We start from the raw sequence: 19,168 nt of genomic DNA, 5'->3' as shown, positions 1-19,168 counted from the left end.
GTTCCGTCGTCATCCGCCAAAACGCATCCATAAAAAAACCGCCTGATCAGTGATCAGGCGGTTTCCATGACTAATGCAGGGCTTAGTAAGCCAGGCCGAAGTCCTCTTCTTTCATGTCCATCAGGTTGCCAGCGCCCGACAGGATGGCGGCAACGTGGGTGCGGGTGCGCGGCAGGATGCGCTGGAAGTAGAAGCGCGCCGTCTGGATCTTGGCACGGTAAAACGCTTCGTCAGCCGTACCGGCTGCCAGTTTTTCAGCAGCCAGACGCGCCATGTCGGCCCAGAAATAAGCCAGGCAGGCATAACCGGAATACATGATGTAATCCACCGAAGCAGCACCGACTTCTTCACGGTCCTTAATCGCGGCCATGCCGACTTTCAGGGTCAGCTCGCCCCATTCCTTGTTCAATGCAGCCAATGGTGTAACGAATTCCTGAACGCCTTCGTTACCTTCATTGCTCTGGCAGAACTTGTGGACAATCTTGGTGAAGCCCTTCAACGCTTCACCCTGGGTCATCAGCACTTTACGGCCCAGCAGGTCGAGGGCCTGGATACCGGTGGTGCCTTCGTACAGCATCGAAATGCGGCTGTCGCGAACGTTCTGCTCCATGCCCCACTCGGCGATAAAGCCATGACCGCCGTAGATCTGCACGCCGTGGTTGGCAGCTTCAAAACCCACTTCGGTCATGAAAGCCTTGGCAATCGGTGTCATGAACGCCAGCAGCGCGTCGGCGGACTTCTTCTGCTCCGGGTCTTCGCTGTACTTGACGATATCGACCTGTTTGGCGGTGAAGTACACCATGGCCCGAGTGCCTTCAGCGAAGGCCTTCATGGTCAGCAGCATACGGCGCACGTCAGGGTGAACGATGATCGGGTCAGCTGCTTTTTCCGGCGCCTTAGGGCCAGTCAGCGAACGCATCTGCAGACGGTCCCGGGCGTATTTCAGACCGCCCTGAAACGCGACCTCGGCATGCGCCAGACCTTGCAGTGCAGTGCCCAGACGCGCTGTGTTCATGAACGTGAACATGCAGTTCAGGCCCTTGTTCGGCGGGCCGATCAGGTAGCCGGTAGCGCCGTCGAAGTTCATCACGCACGTGGCGTTGCCGTGAATGCCCATCTTGTGTTCGATCGAGCCGCAGTTCACCGCGTTGCGCTCGCCCACACCGCCGTCGGCAGCCGAGAGGAACTTGGGCACGATGAACAGCGAAATGCCTTTGGTGCCAGCCGGTGCATCCGGCAGGCGGGCCAGCACGATGTGGACGATGTTATCGGCCATGTCGTGTTCGCCAGCAGAAATGAAGATCTTGGTGCCGGTCACCTTGTAGGTGCCGTCAGCCTGAGGTTCGGCCTTGGTGCGCAACATGCCCAGGTCGGTACCGCAGTGGGATTCGGTCAGGCACATGGTGCCGGTCCATTCGCCGGAGACCAGCTTGGTCAGGTACGCGTCCTGCTGCTCGGGCGTGCCGTGCTCGGAGATGGTGTTCATCGCACCATGCGACAGGCCTGGGTACATGCCCCACGACCAGTTGGCTTCGCCGACCATCTCGCTGACTGCCAGGCCCAGCGACTCAGGCAAGCCCTGACCGCCGTGCGCGACGTCATGCGCAAGGCTCGGCCAGCCACCTTCGACGAACTGCTTGTAGGCTTGCTTGAAACCGGACGGCGTCTTCACGCCCGACTCGCTCCAGGTGCAACCCTCGGTATCGCCAACACGGTTCAGCGGCGCAAGCACCTGCTCGCAGAACTTGGCACCCTCTTCAAGAATGGCGTCGACCATGTCCGGAGTGGCGTCGTGACAGGCTGGCAGACTCTGATAGTGCGCTTCGTAACCGAGCAGCTCGTCACGGACGAAACGAATATCACGCAAGGGGGCCTTGTAGTCAGGCATAGCGATAAACCTCTGCTGATGAATCCTGGAACGAATGACCGGGCGGTCGCTGAAAGCATGGCTTCAAGCACCAGACAATCTCACATGCCTTGCGGTCAAACAGGTGTTTGAAACATACGTTTACGCCCAAACCTTGTCAATAGCGAAGCACGCACCATTCGTCCACGTTGCTTTATCAACCGCGCACGCACAGGCGCACGACGCGAAGAAAAGCGTAAGCAAAATTTTAGTAAAGGATGGAGGCGTTGCAGGGACGATACAAAAGCGTGATGCGGGGAAATTCAGCAGACGACGCCGTACAGGTCAGGCACGGCGTGAGCGTTACACAGGACTTTCAGAAACCCCGTATCAGGCGTAGGTGTCGATCAATGTGCCGAGCGCTTCGTCGCTGGCTTTCTGAACCGCAACACCGGCTTCAATCTGGTTCTTGCCAGCATTGAGTTCGACAATGTTGGAGGACAGATCCGAACGCTGGCTGCGATCGACAGAACGCAGGTTTTCGAGCTGAAAGTCCGAAGACTGGCTTCTGCCCGACACTTCGATGTTGGAGCTGGCGATCTGGGTAGCCGCCTGATCGACACGGCCTTGCCCGACCTGCATGGCGCTCAGACCTGGATAAAGGGTGTTGTTCATGGTGATTTGCATAAGCCGATCCTCAGTTCAAAAAACGAACACGTGCCATTGAACCAGTATTTACAGCTGAATACCCGACAAACAGACTAATGGCACAAGGCCGTGCCATAGACTGAGTCTTGATAAAACCTGAACACCCTTGCCTTTCAGCAAGATACGGACGCTGTCAGTTCAACAGCTGCACGTCGAGATAATGCGCCACATTTTCGGCGCTCGCCTCGCTCAGCCGTGGCACGCGCCCCAAACAGGGGGCAGGCAAACGCTCGCGCAGCGTGGCGAGGTTTTCCTCCAGCCGAGAGGTTTGTGCGTCGATAACGTTGGCCACCCAGCCCGCCAGGTGCAGACCGTCCCGAGCGATAGCCTCGGCGGTCAATACGGCATGATTGATACAGCCCAGGCGCACGCCCACCACCAGAATCACCGGCAACCCCAAGGCAATGGCCAGGTCGGACAAATTATGTTCCCCGGCCAATGGCACGCGCCAGCCGCCTGCACCTTCGATCAAGGTGAAATCCGCCTGTTTGTTCAGAATGTGCCGCATCGGTTGCAGCAGTGAATCGACAGTCAGCGTAACGCCTGCTTCAAGCGCCGCCAGATGTGGAGCAATGGCGGGGGCGAATGCCAGTGGATTGACCTCATCGTAATCCAGCTCGATGGAACATTCAGTCTGCAACGCCAGCGCATCGGAGTTGCGCAACCCCTCCGCCGTCATCACGCAGCCGGAAGCCACAGGCTTGCCTGCCGCTGTGCTCAGACCCTTCAAGCGGGCGGCATGCAAGAGGCCGGCAGCCACGGTGGTCTTGCCGGCGTCGGTGTCGGTTCCGGTAATGAAATAGGCTGCGCTCATCTCGACCATCTTTCCTTATAACGTGAAGCCATCAGGCTTTTTCAAGCACTGCATAAACCACTTGATACGTGGCAGGCAGCCCGGCTGGCTGACGAAAACCTTCGTAGGCCTGGACCATGCCCAGAATCCGCTCGCGCCCGGTCAGGCCGTTGTGCCGCCCAGGGTTAAGGTTGTGGGCACCGAGCGCCTTCAACTCATGGGTCAGGCTGCGCACGTCCGGGTAATGCAGCACCTGCGGACGCACTTCAAGGCTGCGCACCCGCAGGCCGCTGGCCGCGCACAACTGGCGGTAGTCATCTTCGTGACGAAAGCGATTCACATGCACCTGGCCGTCAACGGCACGCCAACTGTCACGCAATTCGTACAGCGTGCCGACGCACAGGCTGGCGAAGGCAAACACGCCGCCCGGCGACAATACGCGATGAGCTTCGCTAAGCACTGCCGCAAAGTCGGCGCACCACTGCACGGCGAGGCTGGAGAAAATCAGCTCGCAGCGCTCGTCGCGCAACGGCAAGCGCTCGGCGTCACCAGCGACAAAATGCTGCGCGCCGCCCAACGGCTGCGCATGGCGCAACATGCCTTCGGCGATGTCCAGCGCGATGCCTTCGCTTTGGCTGAATGTCCGGGCCAGCGCACGACTGAAATAGCCGGTGCCGCACCCCAGATCCAGCCAGGGCGAAGGCGTGAACCCGGCAGGCAGACGAGACAGCAGTTCGCTGCCGACACTGCGCTGCAACTCGGCCACGCTGTCGTAACTGCCTGCCGCTCGGGAAAACGATGCTGCAACCTGGCGCTTGTCAGGCAATACCGAGGGCGGCTTGGGATGTGAAAGGTCAGTCATCGCCAGACTCATGTAGAAAGGCCTGGATCGCGGCCGCCACTGCGTGTGGGTTTTCCAGCAAAAACGCATGGCTGGCCTGTTCGATCAGGCCCACCTCGACATCCGGCAACACGGCCAGCAGATCACCTGCAGCCTCGGCTGGCACGAAAGCATCAAGCCCGGCGAACAGGTGCAGTTGCGGGCCGCGATAGGTTTGCAGCGCACTGCGCGTATCGAGTTGCTGAAGTATTTTCAGCCCGTCGACCAGCGCGGTTTTAGAGCTGTGCGGCGCGCCGGCCTTGAGCAGGCGTGCCAGACCACGTGGGTCTTGCGCGCCTTGTGTGCACAACAGACTGAAGCGCTTGAGCGTCGCGTCGGGATCCACCGAACAACCTGCCAGAAACGCATCGAAATCCTGCGCGGGCATCGCATTCGGCCACCCGCCCTGGGTGACGAAACAGGCGTTGCTGGCCAGGGTCAGCAACCCGCAGCAGCCTTCACCGCGCCGTGCTGCCAGCTCGGCGGCAAGCATGCCGCCCAGCGACCAGCCGCCTAGCCAGGCGTTGTCCGGCAGGTTGGCGTCCAGTTCGTCGAGCCAGTCCGGCACCTCGCAGCTGTCGATGTCCGGCAACGGCTCGATCTCGACCCGCAGGTGCTCATCAAGCCCACGCAATGCAGCCGCGAGCGGCTCCAGCGGAGAAACACCCAGGCCCCAGCCCGGCAGTAGAATCAGACGATCACGCATGGACGGGCTCCGTGGATTCACTTGCATCCAGCAGCGGGTAGCACTGCTCCAGAGCTTCCAATAATAGCTGCACGTCAGCCTCGCTGTGCGCAGCAGACAACGTCACGCGTAAACGAGCGCTGCCCGCAGGCACGGTCGGCGGACGAATCGCCGTCACCAGCAAGCCGCGCTCACGGAGCAACTGCGACAGACGCAATGCGCGCCCGGCATCGCCGATCATGATCGGCTGGATCGGCGTGAAGCTGTCCATCAATTGCAGACCGAGCTGCTCGGCGCCGCGACGAAACTGGCCGATCAAACTCGCCAGATGCTCACGACGCCAATGCTCGCTGCGCAACAATTGCAGGCTTTTCAGCGTGGCGCAGGCCAGCGCAGGTGGCTGGCTGGTGGTGTAGATGTACGGACGGGCGAACTGGATCAGGGTTTCGATCAATTCTTCGCTGCCCGCCACGAATGCCCCGGAGGTGCCGAACGATTTGCCGAGGGTGCCGACCAACACCGGCACATCCTCCATGCTCAGGCCGAAATGCTCGACGATACCTGCGCCATTGGCACCCAGCGGCCCGAAGCCATGGGCATCGTCGACCATCAGCCAGGCGCCCTTGGCCTTGGCAGCCTGCGCCAGCGCGGGCAAGTCAGCGATATCGCCGTCCATGCTGAACACGCCGTCTGTCACCACCAGCGTATCGCCCACGGCTTTTTCCAGACGCGCGTTCAAACTGCCGGCGTCGTTGTGCAGATAGCGGGAAAAGCGTGCGCCGCTGAGCAAACCGGCGTCCAGCAGCGAAGCGTGATTGAGGCGGTCTTCCAGCACCGTGTCGCCCTGCCCGACCAGGGCTGTGACCGCACCGAGGTTGGCCATGTAACCGTTGGAGAACAACAGCGCTCGCGGACGTCCGGTCAATTCGGCCAACGCTTCTTCCAGTTCATGGTGCGGCGTGCTGTGGCCGATCACCAGATGCGATGCCCCGCCGCCCACGCCCCAGCGCTCGGCACCTGCCTGCCAGGCCGCGATCACTTCGGGATGGTTGGCCAGGCCCATGTAGTCGTTGTTACAGAACGCCAGCAATGGCTGACCATCAACAATGACATGCGGGCCTTGCGGGCTTTGCAGCAGTGGGCGCTGGCGATAGAGGTGTGCGGTGCGACGGGCATCAAGGCGCGTGCGGAGATCGAAAGACATGCAGGCCCCGGTCCGGAATGTGGCGATTCAAAGCGGGCCAAAACGTCCGGCCCGCTCAAGGCATCAGGCAGAGGCGGCGTCGTAGAACATGGCGCTGCTTTGCTGTTCGACCAGCGCCTGTTCGATGGCGGCCTGATGCACTTCGTCGGCATGGCCTTCGCCCGCTTCAGGCTTGATACCCAGGCGCGAGAACAACAGCATGTCCTTGTCGGCTTGCGGGTTGGCGGTGGTCAGCAGCTTGTCGCCGTAGAAAATCGAGTTGGCACCGGCGAAGAACGCCAGCGCCTGCATTTGCTCGTTCATCGCTTCGCGCCCGGCGGACAGACGCACGTGGGATTGCGGCATCAGAATACGCGCGACCGCCAGCATGCGGATGAAGTCGAACGGGTCCACGTCTTCGGCGTTTTCCAGCGGCGTACCGGCCACCTTGACCAGCATGTTGATGGGCACCGATTCCGGGTGCTCTGGCAGGTTTGCCAGTTGAATCAGCAGCCCGGCGCGGTCGTCGAGCGACTCGCCCATGCCCAGAATGCCGCCGGAGCAGATTTTCATGCCGGCATCGCGCACATAGGCCAGCGTTTGCAGGCGCTCGCCATAGGTGCGGGTGGTGATGATGCTGCCGTAGAACTCCGGCGAGGTGTCCAGATTGTGGTTGTAGTAATCCAGCCCGGCGGTGGCCAGCGCTTCGGTCTGTTCCTGATCGAGACGCCCCAGGGTCATGCAGGTTTCCAGGCCCATGGCTTTCACACCTTTGACCATCTCCAGTACATAAGGCATGTCCTTGGCGGAAGGATGCTTCCAGGCCGCGCCCATGCAAAAGCGGGTCGAACCGATGGATTTGGCGCGCGCAGCTTCTTCGAGGACCTTCTGCACTTCAAGCAGCTTTTCTTTCTCAAGGCCGGTGTTGTAGTGACCGGACTGCGGGCAGTACTTGCAGTCTTCCGGGCAGGCACCGGTCTTGATCGACAGCAGGGTAGAAACCTGGACGCGGTTGGCATCGAAGTGAGCGCGGTGCAACGTTTGCGCCTGAAACAGCAGGTCATTGAATGGCTGTACAAACAGCGCCCTGACCTCGGCTAAAGTCCAGTCGTGACGCAAAGTGGCGGTGGTGCTGGCGCTCATCGGGCGGCTCCTTGGTGTTTCTGGGCAATGCGCGAGGGCGGAAAAGACCACAGGCGCTACACGGATGTCGGGCATATTTAAGGAAGAGCCATGCGCTGTCAACCCAGCTATGATCGCCAGGTTTACATCTGGTTAAAAAACAAACAAACCTGCTTATTGTGCGATGAGCGCAGCGAGGTCCCAGCGCCCATCTGCGTGCCCTGCGAAGCCGAGTTGCCTTGGCTTGGCGAGCAGTGCGAATACTGCGCGCTGCCCTTGCCGGTCTTCGGCCTGAGCTGCGGGCAATGCAGCAAACGTCCTCCGGCCTTTGCCCAAGTGGTTGCGCCGTGGCTGTATGAGTTTCCGATAGACAGCCTGATTACGCGCTTCAAACACAACCGCAAATGGCCCATGGGGCGGCTGCTCGCTGAGCTGTGCGGCCAGTTTCTGCAACACCGCTTCGATGAAGGCCTGCCGCGTCCGGACTACCTGCTGCCGGTGCCGCTGGCCAACAAACGCTTGCGCCAGCGCGGTTACAACCAGGCGGGAATGCTGGCCGGATGGCTGGGCAAACAGTTGCAACTGCCTGTCGATGAACAGCATGTAGTACGCAGCCGAGAAACCGCAGCACAACAGGGTCTCGACGCCAAAGCGCGCAAACGCAACCTGCGCGGCGCATTCGCATTGATTGATCCCGATTGGGTGCACGGCAAACACCTGGCGTTGGTCGATGACGTATTGACCACCGGCTCGACGGCAGAGGTCATTGCTCGATTATTGAACAGCGCGGGCGCCCGGCGCGTGGACGTCTATTGCCTGGCGCGGACGCCCAAGCCGGGGGATTGATTGGGCCATATGCTCAGACGCTTTTAATGCAGAATGGTGACGCAGAGCGTCACGAAAGGCATGCCAACGCGGAGCATTGGCACGATGGTCATCTCAAAACGTTCATCGCTCCCACGCTCCGCGTCCGGCTTTCGACGCCACACACAAGAACGATCATACTGCCCGCTCCTCTCCAGCCACCCCGGATCACCATGTCCCTGCCCCCGTCACTCACGCAACACATGGTCCGCCGCCCGCAACGCATTGCGCTGTTGCAGCACATTGCCGAACAGGGCTCGATCACCCGCGCGGCGAAAAGCGCAGGTTTGAGTTACAAGGCGGCCTGGGACGCCATTGATGAGCTGAACAATCTGGCGCAAAAGCCGTTGGTAGAACGCAGTGTCGGTGGGCGCGGTGGTGGTGGCGCCAAACTGTCGGTCGAGGGCGAACGGGTGCTGCGTCTCTATCAGCGGGTGCAGGCCTTGCAGGCTCAGGTGCTGGAAACGGCCGAAAACAGCAGCGACCTGGACCTGCTCAATCGCCTGACCCTACGCACCAGTGCACGCAACCAGTTGCTGGGGCGCATCGCGGCCATCACCCGTCAGGGTCATCATGACCAGGTTCGCCTGCAATTGGCCGATGAGGTGTTCATCGAAGCGCAAGTGACCCACGACAGCACGCGGGATTTAGGCCTGGAAGTGGGCACCGACGCGGTGGCGCTGATCAAGGCCGGCTGGCTGGAACTGCATGCGCAACACGTCGAAGTAACAAATGGAAACAATTGCTTGGTCGGGCAGATCGAGAGCGTGATCGACGCCGACGATGGCCCAAGCGAAGTGCGCATCAAACTCCCGAGCGGCCTGACATTGTGCGCCCTGGCGACACCTGCACACCTGCAGGCTCAGCAGTTGAAAACCGGCGTTACCGTGCAGGCAGGATTCGCGGCCTCGTTCGTGCTGCTGGGTATACCGACGTAAGCGCCGGGAAGTCATCACCGCGACACAATTCCGTCATATGCGCGCACTAAGGTGGCTGCCATATTCGAGGGAGCCGTGATGATGAAACTATTAGAAGAAAATCAAACCACCGATCTGGAAAACATGGTCGGCGCAAGCAGGGCCGGTCTTACCCGTCGGGGCTTCATCAGCGCGGGCGCACTGTGTGGCGCAGCGATGTTCCTGGGCGGCAACATCCTGAGCCGCACGGTACTGGCAAACAGCGTCAGTGCAGCGTCCGGCGCATTGCTGGGTTTCGAGAGCATCCCCACCGCCACGGCCGACAGCATCAGTTTGCCAAAAGGGTATACGTCTTCCGTGCTGATCAGTTGGGGCCAACCATTGCAAGCCAATGGCCCGGCGTTCGACCCGAGCGGCAAGGGCACCGCCCAGGCTCAGGAAGTGCAGTTCGGCGACAACAACGACGGTATGTGCCTGTTCCCGATGCCGGGTCACAAAGACCGCGCGCTGATGGCGATCAACAACGAATACACCAATTACCGCTACCTCTTCGATCACGGCAAAGAGCCGCAATCGGCCGAAGAGGTGCAGAAGGCACTCGCCGCCGAAGGCGTGTCGGTAATCGAAGTCCAGCAGAAGCAAGGCAAATGGCAGTTCGTCCAGGACTCACGCTACAACCGTCGCGTGCATGGCAACACGCCAATCAAGCTGAGCGGCCCGGCTGCCGGTCACGACTGGCTCAAGACCGACGCCGACAAGGGCGGCACCCATGCGCTGGGGACTTTCCAGAACTGCTCCAGCGGCCAGACGCCGTGGGGCACTTACCTGACCTGTGAGGAGAACTTCACCGATTGCTTCGGCAGCAGCAACCCGGAGCAGAAATTCGATGCGGGCATGAAGCGCTACGGCGTCGTCGCCGCCAGCAAGGAGATCAACTGGCACCCGCACGACCCGCGTTTCGACGTTGCGAAAAACCCCAACGAAGTGAACCGCCACGGCTGGGTAGTGGAGATCGACCCGTTCGACCCCAAGTCCACGCCGGTCAAGCGCACGGCGCTCGGGCGCTTCAAGCATGAGAACGCGGCGTTCACCCAGACCAAGGGCGGGCGCGCCGTGGTGTACATGGGCGATGACGAGCGTGGCGAGTTCATCTACAAGTTCATCAGCCGCGACAAGATCGATCACCAGAACCCCAAAGCCAACCGCGACCTGCTGGACCACGGCACCTTATACGTGGCGCAGTTCGACGCGGGCGACAGCAACCCGGATCACCCGAAAGGCAAAGGCCAGTGGATCGAACTGACCCACGGCAAGAATGGCCTGGACGCCGCTGCCAGTTTCAATAATCAGGCAGAAGTGCTGATTCATGCGCGCCTGGCTGCCAGTGTCGTAAAAGCCACACGCATGGACCGCCCGGAATGGATAGTGGTGAGCCCCAAGGACGGCCAGGTGTATTGCACGCTGACCAACAACATCAAACGTGGCGACGAAGGTCAGCCGGTAGGTGGACCGAATCCACGTGCCAAGAACCAGTACGGGCAGATTCTGCGCTGGAGCGAAGAAGGCAGCAATGCGTCGGCCATGGCGTTCGACTGGGACCTGTTTGTGGTCGCGGGCAACCCGGCCGTGCATGCCGGTACGCCGCAGGCCGGGTCGAGCAATATCAACGCGCAGAACATGTTCAACAGCCCGGACGGCCTGAGCTTCGATGAAGCCGGTCGTTTGTGGATTCAGACCGACGGCGACTCCAGCAACAAGGGCGACTTCGCGGGCATGGGCAACAACCAGATGCTTTGCGCAGACCCTGCCAGCGGCGAGATTCGCCGCTTTCTGGTCGGCCCGGTCGGTTGCGAAATCACCGGCATCAGTTTTGCGCCGGACTACAAGACGATGTTCATCGGCATTCAGCACCCTGGCGAAAACGGCGGTTCCACCTTCCCCGAGCATTTGCCTAACGGCAAACCGCGCTCATCGGTGATGGTGATCACCCGCGAAGACGGCGGCGTGATCGGCGCCTGATCGAGTAGCTCTGATCGTGCCCGCGCTCGGCGTGGGCATGCAGTTCGTGACGCTCTGCGTCATCTTCAGAACAGGACGCAGAGCGTCCAGAACAGCGCTACCACGCAGAGCGTGGGAGCGATCAGATCAATCAATCAACCCACCCTCATCATAAAACGGGTACGGCCCTTCATAGTCCCCGAACACGGCGTTATGGCTGACCAGCCCTTGCTCCGGGTCCCAGCGGTGCAGCACGTAGCCGGCCGGTTCCAGGTTGAAATGAGCGGGGGCGGCTTCGTCGAGGTCCAGCACGATCTGATGCGAGGTGCCGGGACAGATGCTCGCCACACTGCCACCAAAACGCCGCTGCATCGGTCGATGCAAATGCCCGCACAGTAAACGCTCCACTTGCGGATGCTGAGCAATCACCCGCTCCAGTGCTGAAGCATTGCCGAACGGTTCGCGGTCCATGTGGCCGATGCCGGTGATGAACGGCGGATGGTGCAGAACAATCACCGTCGGCACATCAGGGCGGCGCGACAATTGTGCGTTCAGCCAGTCCAGCTGGCAGTAATCCAGCCGCCCGCCATGTTCGCCGGGGATGGTCGTATCCATGCCGATCAGGCGCAGCGGATACTGTTCCACCACCCAGTCCAGAGGCCCGCTGGCCGCCAAAGGCAAATACACCTGATCGGCGAACGCAGCCAGCAGGTTTTCGCGATCATCATGATTGCCGGGCACCAGATAAAACGGCATCTGCAAGCGCTCCAGCTCTGGCTTGAGCACGGCATATTCATCCTCGCGGCCGAAGTCCACCAGATCACCACTGATGACCACGATGTCGGGGCGCTGCTTGCTGGCATTGATGTGGGCAACGGCGCGGCGTAACGCGCCCAGCGTGTCGACCACGCCATAGGTCAGGCGCCCGTCGGCTTTGAGGTGCAGGTCGCTGATCTGGGCAATAAGAAACGGACGATTCAAAATAAACTCTCTACGGAAACGACTTCACGAATGCAGGGTGAACAGTTGTTGCGGCTCGACACTCAGGCCAATGGCGGCGTTGGCGGGGTAAATCACGTTGTCGGTGCTGTCGACCAACAGCGGCTGCGGGCCGCCGACATCGACCAGCAAGCGGCTTTGCGCGCCCTGAAAAAACTGCCCGACCAGACGACCCTGAAGATGGCTCTGAAGATGGCCATGCCCCGGCACCAAACGCAGGTGCTCAGGACGGCAATACACCGTGCCCGGCATGTCTGCGCCATTCCACGGCAACTCGCCGCCGCTGACCGTGAGGCCCGACGAGGTGCGCGCAACCACACTGAACGCATTCAGATTGCCGACAAACCCTGCGACAAAAGCATTGGCGGGCCGCTGATAGATTTCCCGTGGCGTCGCCAACTGCGACACGCAGCCTTTTTCCATCACCAGAATCCGGTCGCCCAAGGCCATCGCTTCGCCCTGATCATGAGTCACGAAAACCGAGGTGATGCCCAGCCCGCGCAGGAGCTGATCCAGCTCGCTGCGCAAGCGCTCGCGCAACTGCGCGTCCAGTGCGGCCAACGGCTCGTCGAGCAACAGCACCCGAGGGCGCGGCGCCAGTGCACGGGCCAGCGCAACCCGTTGACGTTGCCCCCCAGACAGCTCGTTGACGCGACGATTGCCGTGACCGGTCAGGCCGACCAGTTCCAGCAACTCGTCACAACGCTTGTTGCACTCGGCAGCCGACAGGCCGCGAATCTTCAGACCGTAGACGATATTCCCGGCCACATCGAGATTGGGAAACAACGCATAGTTCTGAAACACCATGCCCACGTCACGCCGCTCGATGGGCAGGCGCGTGACGTCCTGATCGTCGAACAGCACCTGCCCGACGTCCGGCCGCTCAAGCCCGGCAATCAGGCGCAACGTGGTGGTCTTGCCACAACCGGACGGCCCGAGAATCGCCAGCGTTTCGCCGGGTTCGATGGTCAGGTGCAAATCCTGTACAGCAACGGTGCCGTCGGCAAATGCCTTGCGGCAGCCTTTCAGGCGAATGGTGGTTCCGCTCATCGGCTCTCTCCACGGGCAAGACGCGCGCTGATGGCCTGCAACGCAATCAGCAGCGGCACAATCAGCAACAGAAAAAGAAGGGTGTAGGCGCTGGCGACTTCCAGCCGGGCCGAGGCATAACTGTCGGCCAGGCCGACCGGCAGGGTCTTGGTCATCGGCGTGTGGAGCATCCAGGTCAGGTTGAATTCACCCAGCGACAGGGTCACAACCATCAACACACCGGCCAGAATCCCGGCCCGGCAGTTCGGCACCACCACGCTGAAAAAACGCTTGATCGGCCCGGCCCCAAGACTGGCCGCGGCCTCCTCGAGCACCGGCAACTGCTGACGCTGCATGACCGCCATCACCGGGCGCACCAGAAACGGCAACGTGAACAGCACGTGGCCCACCAGAATGAACAGCCAACTGCTGCGAAAGCTGCCGAACTGGCCGTAGGTCAGCAATAACGCCAGCGCGCTGGCAAGGCCAGGCATGGCGACCGGCAGCACCATCAGCTCTTCAAATGCACGGCTGAAGCGATTGTTCATGCGTACCAGCGCATACGCCGCCGGAACGCCGACCAGGCACACGCAGATCGCGCAGGCCACCGCCAATTGCAGCGACAGCCAGACGGTCGGCGAATAGCCCTGCCAGACCTGTACCAGCCAGTCGAAGGTCAAACCGCTCGACAGGCCCAGAAAATAATTGCGGGTCACGCCGGCCAGCAGCGACAGCACCACCGGCACCAGCATGAACGCGCAGACCAACAGCGTGAACGCCAATTGCGCAGCAAACAACGGAGAGCGTTTCACAGGGCAACTCCCGATTTTCCGACCATGCGCCGGGCCAGCAACAGCACCGCCCAGGTCACCAGGCCGAGGATCACCGACAGCGCCGCGGCCACGGTGAAGTTGGCGTAATTGGTGAATACGTTGTAGATCGCCACCGGCGTGACGTTCAGCCGAGTACCCAGCGTGAACGCCGTGCCGAATGCGCCCATCGACGTCGCGAAACAGATCGCCCCGCAGGACACCAAAGCCGGTGCCAGGCCCGGCACGATCACATCGCACACCACCCGCCAGTGACCGGCACCCAATGAATGCGCGGCTTCTTCAAGGCTGCGGTCCAGGCTTTCGCAAGCGGCCATGACGGTGAGGATCACGCGCGGTATCGAAAAGTACAGGTAGCCGATGAACAGACCGATGAGCGAGTAGGCAAACACCCAGCGCTCCCCCGCCAGTTGCAGACCGAGTGCAGCGAAGATGCCTTGCCGACCGGCCAGCAGAATCACCAGAAAACCGACCACCACGCCGGGAAATGCCAGCGGAAAGGTCAGCAGTGCCACCAGCGCAGAGCGCCCAAAAAAATGATTACGGGCCAGAAACACACCGCTGATGCCGCCGATCAGCAACGCCACAAGCGTCACCACCAGCGCCAGCAGACAAGTCTGCGCCAGACTGCCCAGGTACTGAGCACTGCTCAATACCTGCCAGTAGCCGCTGCCATTGCCATCGGTGCCTTGCGCACCGAGCAGGATCAGATGGGTCAACGGCAGCAGCCAGAAAGCCAGCAATACCGCCATCGCCGGGGCCAGCGCCACCGCAGCGGTCGGGCGCAGCCGCAGCCTGAAAAACCCGTCCTTGCGCAGAGCCAGCGCGTGTTCCGGCGAGGCTGGCATTACTTCACCTCTCGCAGATAACGTGCGGCGAAGGCTTCCTGCACGGCGGCCATGCGCTGGTAATCCACCACACCGGCACGTGCGTAGTCACTGTCGGGCAGGAACTGTGCGGCCACGTCGGCAGGCATCTTCGAACGCACCGGACGCAGATAAGCCTTGGCCCACAGCGCCTGGCCCGCGTCAGACAGGACGAAATCCAGCACCTTCTCGGCATTGGCGCGGTGCGGCGCTTTGGCAACCATGCTCATCACGTAGGGAACGCCGATGGTGCCCTCCTTCGGAATCACGAAGGCGACGTTGGCCTTGTCCTTGTAGCGGGCGCGATAGGCGTTGAAGTCATAGTCGACCAGAATCGGCAGCTCGCCTGACAGTGCGCGAGCGTAGGCAGTTTGCTTGGGCACGATGGGCGAGTTCTTCGCCAGTTTCTGGAAGTAGTCGATGGCCGGGCCGAAGTTGTCCAGCGAGCCGCCCATGGCCTGATTGATTGCCACGGCGGAAACGTAGCCGACGAACGCGCTGGAGGGATCAAGGTAACCGACCATGCCCTTGTACTCAGGCTTGAGCAAATCTGCCCAGCTCTGCGGCACGGGCAGACCGCCCAGTGCATCGACGTTGACCATGATGCCGAGGGTGCCCGAATGAATGGCGAACCAGTGCCCCTGCGGGTCTTTCAGGCCTGCCGGAATGTCGTCCCAGTGTTTGGGTTTGTAGGTGTCGACCACACCCGCTTTTTGCGCTTGCAGGCCGAAGGTCACGCCGTAATACACCACGTCGGCGACCGGTGCCGCCTGCTCGGCAACGATCTGCGCCAGCGCCTGCCCGGAGTTCTTGTTGTCCAGCGGCACTTGCACGCTGGTGCTGTCGGCAATCGCCTTGAGCTGAGTACCCCAGTCGGCCCATTCAGGCGGGCAGTTGTAGCAGATGGCGGTTTCGGCGGCCTGGGCGAGGCTGGCCGCACTGCATAACAGCAGCGCCGCGAGGGTTTTACTGAGGCTGAACATGAAGCATCTCCTGGTAGGGCTGGGTGCTTTCACCGGGCCGGATATGGCACGGCAGACAATGAGAAGCCGCTGCGGCGCCGGCAATCCGGGCCAGCAATTGTTCGATGACGGTGTGCGCCAGTTCGGCGATGGGCTGAACCACACTGCACAGCGTGGGGTGCATCTGAGTGCCCAGCGCAATGCCGTCAAAGCCGATGACCGACAGGCGTTCGGGCACGCCCCAGCCATGGCGGCGCAATTCGGCAATCAGGCTGATGGCCAGCAAATCGTTGGAGCAGACCAACGCGCTGGGTGCGTTCGGGCCGCGCAGCAAGGGTTCGAGCGCGGCAAACTCGGCGTTGGTATGTGCCGGCATTTCGATCACTGGCCGCGCCTCAAGCCCACGCTCGTTCATGGCATCGCGGTAGCCTTCGTAACGCAGGCGGGCGCGGTCGGACTGCATGACCGGGCCGGCAACCATGGCAATACGCTGGTGGCCGGCATCGATCAGGTACTGTGTCGCCAGTGCCATGCCTGCGCGGTTATCCACAGACACGGCGCTGTAATCCTCATTGTCGGTCTGGTGATAAGCCAGCACGAACGGCGTGTCCTCACTGACCAGACTCTCCAGCACACGGTTATGCTCGGCGTCCGTCACCGTCAGCACCAACCCGTCGACCCGCTGGCGCAGCAGCTCTTCAACCACGGCGCTTTCACGTTCGGCGCTGTAGTCGGTGGTCGCCAGCAACAGGTTGTAGCCTCGCGCACGGGCCGCCCGTTCCATGGCCTGAAACTGCTCGGCAAACACCGGGTTGAGCAGGTTTGGCACGATGACGCCAATCAGATTGGTGGTTTGCAAGCGTAACTGCCTGCCCAACCGGTTGGGTCGAAAACCCAGTTCACGGGCAGCGGCGAACACGCGCTCACGGGTCTCGATACGTACCACCTTGGGGCTTGCGAACGCGCGTGCAGCGGTGGCTCGGGAAACGCCGGCCAGGCGTGCAACATCTTTCAAATCGGTCATGGCGGCTCGCTTTGAGATCGATCTCATTGGCAGCAAATCTATGTGGCGAACATGGCTAAACCGCGTCCGGGTGATGACCGTTTGGTGACAACTCGACCCTTGGGCACTTTAAACATCAGGGGTTTGGCGAACCGGGACCGGTCTGCGTTACCATCAGCGGTCCGACGCGGCAACCTGCTGCGCGCAGGAGTAGTCATGGCTCACCCGTTTGCAACACTTACTCCCGATCTGGTTCTCGATGCCGTCGAAAGCATCGGTTTTCTCAGCGATGCCCGCATCCTGGCACTCAACAGCTACGAAAACCGCGTTTATCAGGTCGGTATCGAAGACGGTCAGCCGCTGATCGCCAAGTTCTATCGCCCGCAGCGCTGGACCAACGAGGCCATTCTCGAAGAGCACAGCTTCACGTTCGAACTGGTGGACGTCGAAGTGCCCGTGGTCGCGCCCATGGTGCACAACGGCGAAACCCTGTTCGAGCACGCCGGCTTTCGTTTCACGCTATTCCCGCGCAGGGGCGGACGCGCGCCGGAGCCGGGCAATCTTGATCAGTTGTATCGCCTGGGTCAGTTGCTGGGGCGTATCCATGCGGTCGGCTCGACCAAACCGTTCGCACATCGCGAAGCGCTGGGCGTGAAGAACTTCGGCAATGACTCGGTCAATTACCTGCTGGAAAACAACTGCATTCCGCGCAGCCTGTTACCGGCCTACGAGTCGGTGGCCCGCGATCTGCTCAAGCGCGTAGAGGACGTTTACGCTGCCACACCGCACACCAACATCCGCATGCACGGCGACTGTCACCCCGGCAATATGATGTGCCGCGACGAAATGTTCCACATCGTCGACCTGGACGATTGCCGTCTTGGTCCAGCGGTCCAGGATATCTGGATGATGCTCGCCGGCGACCGCCAGGAACGCCTCGGCCAGCTCTCCGAATTGATGGACGGTTACAACGAGTTTCACGATTTCGACTCACGCGAACTGGCCCTCATCGAACCGCTGCGTGCCTTGCGCCTGATGCATTACAGCGCCTGGCTGGCCCGCCGCTGGGATGACCCTGCCTTCCCCCACAGTTTCCCGTGGTTCGGCACCGAGCGTTACTGGGGCGACCACATCCTGGCCCTGCGCGAGCAGATGGCCGCACTGAATGAAGAGCCGCTGAAACTGTTTTGATTTGTAGAACGTGAGGCACGATAACCCCGGTTATCGTGCGACGCTCCAGCGTGAGTACGATCAAAACCATCAACCGCATCACCCCACAATAAAACCGGAAATTTCTGCATTAAAAGGGACGCTCCATGCAAGCTGCCAATCCACGCCGCGGATACATTCTGGGCCTGAGTGCTTACACCATCTGGGGCCTGTTCCCCCTGTATTTCAAAGCCATTGCCGCCGTTCCAGCCATCGAGATCATCATCCATCGTGCGCTGTGGTCGGCGCTCTTCGGCTTGATCGTGCTGATGTTCTGGAAACACCCCGGCTGGTGGCGTGACCTGCGCAACAACCCGCAACGGCTGGCCGTGCTCGCGCTGAGCGGCACCCTGATTGCCGCCAACTGGATCGTCTACGTGTGGGCCGTGAACAACGGCCGCATGCTTGAGGCAAGCCTTGGGTACTACATCAACCCGCTGGTCAACGTGTTGCTGGGCATGTTGCTGCTGGGCGAACGGCTCAGGCGTCTGCAATGGGTCGCAGTCGTTCTGGCTGCAACGGGCGTCGCGCAGCAGGTCTGGCACGTTGGCAGCCTGCCGTGGATATCACTGGCGCTCGCACTGACGTTCGCTTTCTACGGCCTGATCCGCAAAAAAGCCCCGGTCGCCGCCCTGCCCGGCTTGGTCGTGGAAACCTGGATGCTGGTGCCGCTGGCCCTGATCTGGCTAACGCTCAACCCGACGGCCGTCACCGCACAGGCAGAATTCTGGACCACCACCCAGGCCATCTGGCTCGCTGCGGCAGGCCCGGTGACGCTGATACCGCTGGTGTGCTTCAACGCCGCCGCTCGCCATCTGCCGTTCACGACACTGGGTTTCCTGCAATACATTGCACCCACTCTGGTCCTGCTGCTGGCCGTTCTGCTGTACGGCGAACACCTGACCACCAGCACCATCATCACCTTCGCCTTCATCTGGGCGGGGCTGGCTGTCTACAGTGTGGATATCTGGCTAAAATCCCGCGGCCGCCGCTGATCAAAAAACACACAAATTTATGCAGACCACGCCCCCCGTGGCCTGCAAGAAGTTCTCCAAGGGTTATCCACAGGCAGACTGACCTTATCTGTGCACAAGCCCTTGAAACTGTTGGTTTTTTGATCAGTATCCGCCAAGCCACGGCAGGCGGGGCGCGCAGGGCTATTCCCCCAGGTTATCCACAGGCAGGTGCACGGTTAACTTGGATAACCTGGGTATACTCAAAGAGCGCTTAAGGAGTGCACATTTTTTGGTACACTTCAAGTCTATAAAGGCCTG

Annotated in this window: 18 protein-coding genes; 5 read left to right on the top strand and 13 right to left on the bottom strand. The window is 61.1% G+C overall.

Features of this window, described 5'->3' with window-relative positions; all coding sequences use genetic code 11:
• Positions 1 to 82: 82 nt before the first annotated feature.
• The 7 genes from PSPTO_RS02605 to bioB form a co-directional block, all read right to left on the bottom strand.
• Entirely contained in the window at positions 83 to 1,888 is a 1,806-nt protein-coding gene (locus PSPTO_RS02605) for a phenylacyl-CoA dehydrogenase (protein WP_011103162.1), read from the bottom strand.
• 348 nt (positions 1,889 to 2,236) lie between these two features.
• Positions 2,237 to 2,533: a hypothetical protein gene (locus PSPTO_RS02600; protein WP_003382340.1), complete on the bottom strand. Its 297-nt coding sequence runs from the start codon at positions 2,531 to 2,533 to the stop codon at positions 2,237 to 2,239.
• Positions 2,534 to 2,687: 154 nt separating this feature from the next.
• Complete coding sequence (bioD, locus tag PSPTO_RS02595) at positions 2,688 to 3,368, bottom strand: dethiobiotin synthase (protein ID WP_005763772.1); 681 nt, start codon at positions 3,366 to 3,368, stop codon at positions 2,688 to 2,690.
• A 31-nt stretch (positions 3,369 to 3,399) separates the two neighbouring features.
• Positions 3,400 to 4,209 carry a malonyl-ACP O-methyltransferase BioC gene (gene bioC / locus PSPTO_RS02590; protein WP_011103161.1) on the bottom strand — a complete coding sequence of 270 codons (810 nt, stop codon included), beginning with the start codon at positions 4,207 to 4,209 and terminating at the stop codon, positions 3,400 to 3,402.
• The gene (locus PSPTO_RS02585) at positions 4,202 to 4,933 is read right to left on the bottom strand and encodes an alpha/beta fold hydrolase (protein WP_005763768.1); all 732 of its coding nucleotides are present in this window, start codon (positions 4,931 to 4,933) and stop codon (positions 4,202 to 4,204) included. The genes bioC and PSPTO_RS02585 overlap by 8 nt, the downstream gene beginning before the upstream one ends.
• Complete coding sequence (gene bioF, locus PSPTO_RS02580; RefSeq protein WP_011103160.1) at positions 4,926 to 6,116, bottom strand: 8-amino-7-oxononanoate synthase; 1,191 nt, start codon at positions 6,114 to 6,116, stop codon at positions 4,926 to 4,928. The genes PSPTO_RS02585 and bioF overlap by 8 nt, the downstream gene beginning before the upstream one ends.
• 63 nt (positions 6,117 to 6,179) lie before the next feature.
• Positions 6,180 to 7,238, bottom strand: coding sequence for a biotin synthase BioB (gene bioB / locus PSPTO_RS02575; protein ID WP_005763762.1), 1,059 nt, complete (start codon positions 7,236 to 7,238; stop codon positions 6,180 to 6,182).
• Between the two features lie 90 nt (positions 7,239 to 7,328).
• Between bioB and PSPTO_RS02570 the strand changes: the two genes are divergently transcribed.
• The 3 genes from PSPTO_RS02570 to PSPTO_RS02560 all read left to right on the top strand — a co-directional run bounded on the left by PSPTO_RS02570 (position 7,329) and on the right by PSPTO_RS02560 (position 11,017).
• The gene (locus tag PSPTO_RS02570) at positions 7,329 to 8,063 is read left to right on the top strand and encodes a ComF family protein (RefSeq protein ID WP_005763760.1); all 735 of its coding nucleotides are present in this window, start codon (positions 7,329 to 7,331) and stop codon (positions 8,061 to 8,063) included.
• A gap of 191 nt (positions 8,064 to 8,254) precedes the next feature.
• Complete coding sequence (locus PSPTO_RS02565; protein ID WP_005763757.1) at positions 8,255 to 9,019, top strand: TOBE domain-containing protein; 765 nt, start codon at positions 8,255 to 8,257, stop codon at positions 9,017 to 9,019.
• 81 nt (positions 9,020 to 9,100) lie between these two features.
• On the top strand, positions 9,101 to 11,017 hold the full coding sequence (locus tag PSPTO_RS02560) for a PhoX family protein (RefSeq protein ID WP_011103159.1): 1,917 nt from the start codon (positions 9,101 to 9,103) through the stop codon (positions 11,015 to 11,017).
• Positions 11,018 to 11,143: 126 nt separating this feature from the next.
• Here PSPTO_RS02560 and PSPTO_RS02555 read toward each other — a convergent pair whose 3' ends face one another.
• Genes PSPTO_RS02555 through PSPTO_RS02530 form a run of 6 tightly spaced genes read right to left on the bottom strand, consistent with a single transcriptional unit; the run spans position 11,144 to position 16,706 of the window.
• A complete protein-coding gene (locus PSPTO_RS02555; protein ID WP_005763753.1) occupies positions 11,144 to 11,977 on the bottom strand; it encodes a phosphodiesterase in 834 nt (277 codons plus the stop codon).
• A 24-nt stretch (positions 11,978 to 12,001) separates the two neighbouring features.
• Complete coding sequence (locus PSPTO_RS02550; RefSeq protein WP_011103158.1) at positions 12,002 to 13,045, bottom strand: ABC transporter ATP-binding protein; 1,044 nt, start codon at positions 13,043 to 13,045, stop codon at positions 12,002 to 12,004.
• Complete coding sequence (locus tag PSPTO_RS02545) at positions 13,042 to 13,836, bottom strand: ABC transporter permease (RefSeq protein ID WP_007244499.1); 795 nt, start codon at positions 13,834 to 13,836, stop codon at positions 13,042 to 13,044. The genes PSPTO_RS02550 and PSPTO_RS02545 overlap by 4 nt, the downstream gene beginning before the upstream one ends.
• Positions 13,833 to 14,702: an ABC transporter permease gene (locus tag PSPTO_RS02540; protein ID WP_005763744.1), complete on the bottom strand. Its 870-nt coding sequence runs from the start codon at positions 14,700 to 14,702 to the stop codon at positions 13,833 to 13,835. Before PSPTO_RS02540 ends, PSPTO_RS02545 begins: the two co-directional genes overlap by 4 nt.
• Positions 14,702 to 15,703 (bottom strand): ABC transporter substrate-binding protein, encoded by a 1,002-nt coding sequence (locus tag PSPTO_RS02535; protein ID WP_005763742.1) that lies wholly within the window; start codon positions 15,701 to 15,703, stop codon positions 14,702 to 14,704. Before PSPTO_RS02535 ends, PSPTO_RS02540 begins: the two co-directional genes overlap by 1 nt.
• Positions 15,687 to 16,706: a LacI family DNA-binding transcriptional regulator gene (locus PSPTO_RS02530; protein WP_005763739.1), complete on the bottom strand. Its 1,020-nt coding sequence runs from the start codon at positions 16,704 to 16,706 to the stop codon at positions 15,687 to 15,689. The genes PSPTO_RS02535 and PSPTO_RS02530 overlap by 17 nt, the downstream gene beginning before the upstream one ends.
• Positions 16,707 to 16,901: 195 nt before the next feature.
• Between PSPTO_RS02530 and PSPTO_RS02525 the strand changes: the two genes are divergently transcribed.
• Both PSPTO_RS02525 and rarD read left to right on the top strand, forming a co-directional pair.
• Positions 16,902 to 17,876 (top strand): serine/threonine protein kinase, encoded by a 975-nt coding sequence (locus PSPTO_RS02525; protein WP_005763737.1) that lies wholly within the window; start codon positions 16,902 to 16,904, stop codon positions 17,874 to 17,876.
• Positions 17,877 to 18,001: 125 nt separating this feature from the next.
• Positions 18,002 to 18,889, top strand: a complete 888-nt coding sequence (gene rarD / locus PSPTO_RS02520; protein ID WP_005763735.1) for an EamA family transporter RarD — start codon at positions 18,002 to 18,004, stop codon at positions 18,887 to 18,889.
• Positions 18,890 to 19,168 lie beyond the last annotated feature (279 nt).

The sequence above is a fragment of the Pseudomonas syringae pv. tomato str. DC3000 genome, assembly GCF_000007805.1.
GTDB lineage: Bacteria > Pseudomonadota > Gammaproteobacteria > Pseudomonadales > Pseudomonadaceae > Aquipseudomonas > Aquipseudomonas avellanae.
This window is presented reverse-complemented; position numbering and strand designations above follow the sequence as displayed.

Coding starts and splice junctions, on each gene's coding strand:
- PSPTO_RS02605 (WP_011103162.1), bottom strand. CDS start 1,888: ATGCCTGACTACAAGGCCCCCTTGCGTGATATTCGTTTCGTCCGTGAC.
- PSPTO_RS02600 (WP_003382340.1), bottom strand. CDS start 2,533: ATGCAAATCACCATGAACAACACCCTTTATCCAGGTCTGAGCGCCATG.
- bioD (WP_005763772.1), bottom strand. CDS start 3,368: ATGAGCGCAGCCTATTTCATTACCGGAACCGACACCGACGCCGGCAAG.
- bioC (WP_011103161.1), bottom strand. CDS start 4,209: ATGACTGACCTTTCACATCCCAAGCCGCCCTCGGTATTGCCTGACAAG.
- PSPTO_RS02585 (WP_005763768.1), bottom strand. CDS start 4,933: ATGCGTGATCGTCTGATTCTACTGCCGGGCTGGGGCCTGGGTGTTTCT.
- bioF (WP_011103160.1), bottom strand. CDS start 6,116: ATGTCTTTCGATCTCCGCACGCGCCTTGATGCCCGTCGCACCGCACAC.
- bioB (WP_005763762.1), bottom strand. CDS start 7,238: ATGAGCGCCAGCACCACCGCCACTTTGCGTCACGACTGGACTTTAGCC.
- PSPTO_RS02570 (WP_005763760.1), top strand. CDS start 7,329: ATGCGCTGTCAACCCAGCTATGATCGCCAGGTTTACATCTGGTTAAAA.
- PSPTO_RS02565 (WP_005763757.1), top strand. CDS start 8,255: ATGTCCCTGCCCCCGTCACTCACGCAACACATGGTCCGCCGCCCGCAA.
- PSPTO_RS02560 (WP_011103159.1), top strand. CDS start 9,101: ATGAAACTATTAGAAGAAAATCAAACCACCGATCTGGAAAACATGGTC.
- PSPTO_RS02550 (WP_011103158.1), bottom strand. CDS start 13,045: ATGAGCGGAACCACCATTCGCCTGAAAGGCTGCCGCAAGGCATTTGCC.
- PSPTO_RS02540 (WP_005763744.1), bottom strand. CDS start 14,702: ATGCCAGCCTCGCCGGAACACGCGCTGGCTCTGCGCAAGGACGGGTTT.
- PSPTO_RS02535 (WP_005763742.1), bottom strand. CDS start 15,703: ATGTTCAGCCTCAGTAAAACCCTCGCGGCGCTGCTGTTATGCAGTGCG.
- PSPTO_RS02530 (WP_005763739.1), bottom strand. CDS start 16,706: ATGACCGATTTGAAAGATGTTGCACGCCTGGCCGGCGTTTCCCGAGCC.
- PSPTO_RS02525 (WP_005763737.1), top strand. CDS start 16,902: ATGGCTCACCCGTTTGCAACACTTACTCCCGATCTGGTTCTCGATGCC.
- rarD (WP_005763735.1), top strand. CDS start 18,002: ATGCAAGCTGCCAATCCACGCCGCGGATACATTCTGGGCCTGAGTGCT.